Annotated in this window: 7 protein-coding genes; 1 reads left to right on the top strand and 6 read right to left on the bottom strand. The window is 28.1% G+C overall.

Annotated elements, in window-relative coordinates:
* Window positions 1-202: 202 nt before the first annotated feature.
* From ACRC28_RS10990 to ACRC28_RS10970, 5 genes are all read right to left on the bottom strand, one after another.
* Window positions 203-484 carry a nucleotidyltransferase family protein gene (locus tag ACRC28_RS10990; protein ID WP_438543492.1) on the bottom strand — a complete coding sequence of 94 codons (282 nt, stop codon included), beginning with the start codon at window positions 482-484 and terminating at the stop codon, window positions 203-205.
* A complete protein-coding gene (locus ACRC28_RS10985; protein ID WP_438543491.1) occupies window positions 484-921 on the bottom strand; it encodes an HI0074 family nucleotidyltransferase substrate-binding subunit in 438 nt (145 codons plus the stop codon). Before ACRC28_RS10985 ends, ACRC28_RS10990 begins: the two co-directional genes overlap by 1 nt.
* Before the next feature lie 144 nt (window positions 922-1,065).
* The gene (locus tag ACRC28_RS10980; protein WP_438543490.1) at window positions 1,066-1,398 is read right to left on the bottom strand and encodes a hypothetical protein; all 333 of its coding nucleotides are present in this window, start codon (window positions 1,396-1,398) and stop codon (window positions 1,066-1,068) included.
* 328 nt (window positions 1,399-1,726) lie between these two features.
* Window positions 1,727-2,413, bottom strand: coding sequence for a phosphonate C-P lyase system protein PhnL (locus ACRC28_RS10975; RefSeq protein ID WP_438543489.1), 687 nt, complete (start codon window positions 2,411-2,413; stop codon window positions 1,727-1,729).
* Window positions 2,414-2,417: 4 nt separating this feature from the next.
* Complete coding sequence (locus ACRC28_RS10970; RefSeq protein ID WP_438543488.1) at window positions 2,418-3,584, bottom strand: alpha-D-ribose 1-methylphosphonate 5-triphosphate diphosphatase; 1,167 nt, start codon at window positions 3,582-3,584, stop codon at window positions 2,418-2,420.
* A gap of 238 nt (window positions 3,585-3,822) precedes the next feature.
* Here ACRC28_RS10970 and ACRC28_RS10965 point away from each other — a divergent pair, with 238 nt between their 5' ends.
* Complete coding sequence (locus ACRC28_RS10965) at window positions 3,823-4,308, top strand: hypothetical protein (protein ID WP_438543487.1); 486 nt, start codon at window positions 3,823-3,825, stop codon at window positions 4,306-4,308.
* A gap of 40 nt (window positions 4,309-4,348) precedes the next feature.
* On the opposite strand, the gene ACRC28_RS10960 is transcribed toward ACRC28_RS10965, so the two are convergent.
* Window positions 4,349-5,043, bottom strand: a 695-nt coding sequence (locus ACRC28_RS10960) for an MFS transporter (RefSeq protein ID WP_438543486.1), incomplete at its 5' end; no start/stop codon positions are given.

Raw genomic sequence — 5,043 nt, 5'->3', positions numbered from 1 at the left:
TTCTATCTTATTAAAGCTAGGGGGTAGCCAATAAGAGATTCCATGGGGGATGGATATAAGTAAACTCTAAACTTCATTTCAGTTAACGAGCTTACGCTTTAGTATAAATAAGACGTGATTCAGGTAGAATTCTAAATTCGTCTGAACCCCTAATCAGATTTATATTTTAATTATGACCACCTATAAAAATTTTATACACTTTTTAATAAACAACTATTCCGTCTCTCTCAATTTGCTTTTTTATCTCATTATTCATACTATCTAGAAAAACAATGTCTGTTGAATAAACCCCCACAAGCTCTTCTATATCTTCTCTTATAATGCCCTTATAATCTTCATCACATAGAATCCCAAGATCTATATCTGAATTATATCTATAGTTTCCCTTTGCTCTTGACCCAAATATTATCGCTTTCCTAATATATTTTCTCTCATTGAAATATGATATTAGTTTCTCATACACACTTTTTTCTATTCCATACATTACTCTAACTCCATCGCTAATTTATTTAATAATCCCTCTATTGCATCAATATAGTATTTTAAAATATCATTTTTTATTTTTTCATAGTCATCTTCATCATATATGTGTGCCGTTTGATTTCTTGCACTCAATACATTATTCCATACAAGCATATCTTCAATTAACCCTTCTTTGAATGCTTGCTTATAGCACCCCCTCGGACTATTTATTTCTAATCCATCTGCTTTAAATATCTTAGACAAAAGTTTCCATGTAAGATCCTCTAACATTTCATACTTTTTTATAATTGAATCTCTGTAAACCTCTAACGTTATTTCATCCATTTTATCTGCTTTTTCATAATTTTCTTTTATGTTTTTTAAATGCATAAGCATTCTATATGTATAATTATATGTTAGGTTTATGCTTTCATCATATTTATCTAATATTCCAGTCATATCCGTTTCCTCCAAATTTAATTCTTTTTACTTTATATTATACCCAAATCTTCCCCCTTATTAAACAAAATAAATATAACTTCAAAAATCTCTCTACTTTTATTATAACGTCAAAAGAGACTTGTTCCCAAGCCTCCATAATTTCTAAATTTTAAATTCTAAACTTTTAACACCAAGCTTATTTCCTAGTAGTCCAAGCCAAAAGCCTATAACAACATAACCAAGTGCTGAACTATTTAAAAATACTAAAACTGCAAATAAATAAATAGCTGTAGTTACACCTACAGAAAACTTAATATCTATATTAAACCTTCCACTTAAAATTCCCTGAGCAAACATAACTAAACCATTTAAAAGCACCAAACTTAAAACAATAAACCCCTTCATGCTAGAATACTCTGCACTATCTAAAAGAATATTCAAAATCATAGGAACTACTATAAGTATGCTTGGACATATTAATATCATCTTCTTCAAAAAATCACCTCTCAAGTAAAATAAGACTTGCTTCAGATGGAGTATTAACGCCATCTGAAGCTCTAGTTGAATTTATCTACGAGCATATTCCTATTTCACCTATTTATGCAAAATCAGTGTACTTCAGAAACTAGCTAACAGATAAATTGACTAACTCTTTATAATTACATTCTAATACCATTTCCTTACATTATTCTTAAAAATATGAAGTGATTTAATTAATCTAATTCTCACCTGTGATAAAATTTATCGACAGATAAATTTTGAGCCACCTAAAAAGAGAGTTGCTTGCAAGTCCCCCTCATTCTAAATTTTTAATTTCAAATTATTAATTTCCCTTCCCCATCTCATAAACCCTATCACAAAGCCCATCCATAAACTCTAAATCATGAAATATTCCTACCATTGTGCATCCTTCTTTTTTCAATCTTTCTATAAGCTCTCTAACTTTTATTTTTGACGCATTATCTAAGCTTGCTGTTGGCTCATCTAAAAGAAGTAGTCTAGGTTTTTTAACCATCGCTCTTGCTATATTTAATCTTAATTTTTCTCCACCTGAAAAATTATTTGGGTATGTATCCCAAAGCTCTCTATCTAATTCAAAATGCTTTAGAATTTTTATTGTTTCTTTTTCTGCATATTCTTGTGTTTGTCCCATTTCTAAAAGTGCATTTATAACTACTTCTCTTGCTGTTGTTCTGGGCATTACATTTAAAAATTGTGATACATATCCTATCTCATTTTTTCTTAAATAAATTATTTTTCTTTCATCTAACTTTGCTAAATCTACAACTCCAAATTTTTCTGAGTCGTAAAATATATTTCCATTTGGAACTAAGTAAGTTCTATAAATACATTTTAAGATTGTACTTTTCCCACTTCCACTCTTTCCTGTAATTCCAATAAACTCTCCTTTATTTACAGATATGTTTACATTCTTTGACGCACTAATATGCTTGTTTAACATATGAATATGAAAATCCTTAGATAAATCTTTTATATTTAAAAGTTCCATAATCTTATTTCTCCCCTATACTAAAAATTACTTTTCCATTTACTATTGTTTTACTTATAAAAGGTAAGCCTTCATCATCTTTATTTATTATTAAAATATCTGAGATTTTTCCTTTTTCAATAGAGCCATAATCTTTATCTATATTCGTAGCTTTTGCAGGATTTAATGTTACAAATTTAAAGGCATCCTCAAGCTTTATTCCATGCTTTTCATTTAAAATAAATACTGAATGAAGAAGTCCTTGCGGATAATAATCACTGCATAAAATATCTACTACATTTTCTAAAATTCCAACTGTTGCTGAAAGATTTCCTGAATGTGAACCTCCTAAAAGTACATTTGGTGCCCCCATTACAGTAAGCATGTTCATTTCCTTTGCCTTTTTAGCTACATCTAGCTTTATTGGAAATTCACTAATATTAATGCATAATTCTTTATTAGTTTGAAGCTTTGTAGTTGTATCATCATCATGTGAGGCTACATTAATCCCATTTTCTCTAGCTAAATTTACAAGCTCCTTAATTTCTTCAAACCCTATTTTCCCTTTAAGCTTGTGATTTAAAAGAATCTTTTCAATTTCACTGTCCTCTATATCTCTATACCCTTTTAATGTTTCCCTATAAATATTCAAATCATTGTACTGTCCTTGTCCTGGTGAATGATCCATAATAGAAAGAAGTCCTATTTTCTTTTCTTTAATTAACTCTTTAATCTCTTCTACCATTTCTAAATTATCTACTTCAAGCCTTGCATGAAATCTATTTCTTACAAGTCCTTTTTGTCTATCACTTATAACCTTTAAAAGTCTTCTTGCATTATCCTTTTCTCTTATCTTTTTTGTACTAAACTCATCATCCTTTATAAACGAAAGAGAATGATACATAGTTGTTATTCCACAAGAAGCTAAAACTCTTTCAGTTTCTTTAATTCCAAGGTCAAAATCTAACATAGCCGTAGGTCTTGGCGATGCCATAAGCTCAATATAATCTGAATGTATGTCAATAAACCCTGGAGTAATATATCCTCCTTTTGCATCAATAACCTTATCACATTCCTTCTTGAAATGGTCTAAAAAAAGCCCTTCAATTCTATCATCATTTAAAACTAATCCAAAGTTCTCTAAAACTCCATACTCTGTTACAATCTTTCCATTTCCTATAAAAGTTCTCATAAAAAAACACCTTCCTTTTGTCCTTAGTTTATCTTGGCGCTATGTTAGGTGTCTTTTAATTATTATTAAATATTCATTTTAAAATTTTAATTTATTATTTTAAAAATTTGCAATTATTGAACTCATTTTTTTACATACTCATAAACTCATTCACTATTTGTTTACTTTTATTTTTTATTTATTTATACTAGACATACATAAAATTTTGTATTACTTCACTTTTATAAAAGGAGCATTTATGAAAAATTTAATTACTATGAGAGACTCATTTAAGCTTTTATTCATCTATTTCATTACAACTATTTTTACTATGATATTAGATAGTTTTTTTGTGAAATATGATTTTGTTCAAGAAGAGCTTAAAAACTCTTTATGGACATTACTTTTATTTAGTTTATTATTTCTATTACTAATAAAATTATTTAGAGTATCCTTTAAATCTGTTTCAATATTTCTAGGAATAATCATGATTTTATCTATACTTCCTATATTGAATATAGAATTCTTTGCATCAGTAGGAACTACTCCATCTGAAATGATACTTCCATCATTAACTATGTTATGTTCACTTTTAACATTGCCTTTTGGAACACTATTTTCTACTCTTGTTGGCTATGGTATTACTCAACTTACATATATTATTATGCCTATATACATATTACTTTTAACTTTTATTAGCTATATTTTAGTTAAAGAGAAGAAAAAGGATTTATTTGAAAAATAATTTGAGCCTAATAGGTTATACTTCCTATTAGGCTCATTTTTTAATCTACTTGTTTTAAGTGATTGAATGAGGGTATTACAAATATTGTGAAGAGAATCCCTAGAAATGAAAATATTATAAGCATTGTTAGTGCAGTTTTTGAATGACTGCTCCATAAAGCTCCTACTATTGTTGTTCCTATAAAGTCTCCTATGTAAAACATTAAGTTATATGTTCCATTTGCTATTCCTCTAAATCTATTGTTTGCTAGAAGATTTACTATTGTTGGTATTAGACTAAACATTGTGTTATATCCTGTTAGCAATAATAATGATCCAATTTCAAGCATCCAAGGGGTTTTGCTAAGGCTAATTATGAATATTCCTAAAAATAAACATACTGCTCCAAATTCTGCTACTCTTTTTCCATATCCCTTTTTAACAAATTTCATTGATAATCGCATTATTATTATTGATATTAATATAGCTGGTGTGAAAATCATCCACATATTTTTAGTTCCAACTAGAGTTTTACAATACTCTGGAATTACAAACATTCCTGAAATTCCAACAAATCCATTTATAAATGCTACTGTTATAATTGCTAGATAGCTTTTATTTTTTATAAGTCTTTTCATATACTTAAAGCTTTCACTAAGCTTTGGTGTTTCTATTTTCTTATCTTCTTCTTTTCTTATATCCTTTAAAAATATTGCAATTAATAGAAACATTATTGTTATTGCGATTAATGCTAATA

It is taken from the genome of Clostridium sp. (assembly GCF_051650885.1).
In the GTDB taxonomy this organism is placed as follows: domain Bacteria; phylum Bacillota; class Clostridia; order Clostridiales; family Clostridiaceae; genus Clostridium.
This window is presented reverse-complemented; position numbering and strand designations above follow the sequence as displayed.

What these genes read in the sequence shown, in the direction of transcription:
- ACRC28_RS10975 (WP_438543489.1), bottom strand. Translation starts at nt 2,413, where the DNA reads ATGGAACTTTTAAATATAAAAGATTTATCTAAGGATTTTCATATTCAT.
- ACRC28_RS10990 (WP_438543492.1), bottom strand. Translation starts at nt 484, where the DNA reads ATGTATGGAATAGAAAAAAGTGTGTATGAGAAACTAATATCATATTTC.
- ACRC28_RS10970 (WP_438543488.1), bottom strand. Translation starts at nt 3,584, where the DNA reads ATGAGAACTTTTATAGGAAATGGAAAGATTGTAACAGAGTATGGAGTT.
- ACRC28_RS10965 (WP_438543487.1), top strand. Translation starts at nt 3,823, where the DNA reads ATGAAAAATTTAATTACTATGAGAGACTCATTTAAGCTTTTATTCATC.
- ACRC28_RS10985 (WP_438543491.1), bottom strand. Translation starts at nt 921, where the DNA reads ATGACTGGAATATTAGATAAATATGATGAAAGCATAAACCTAACATAT.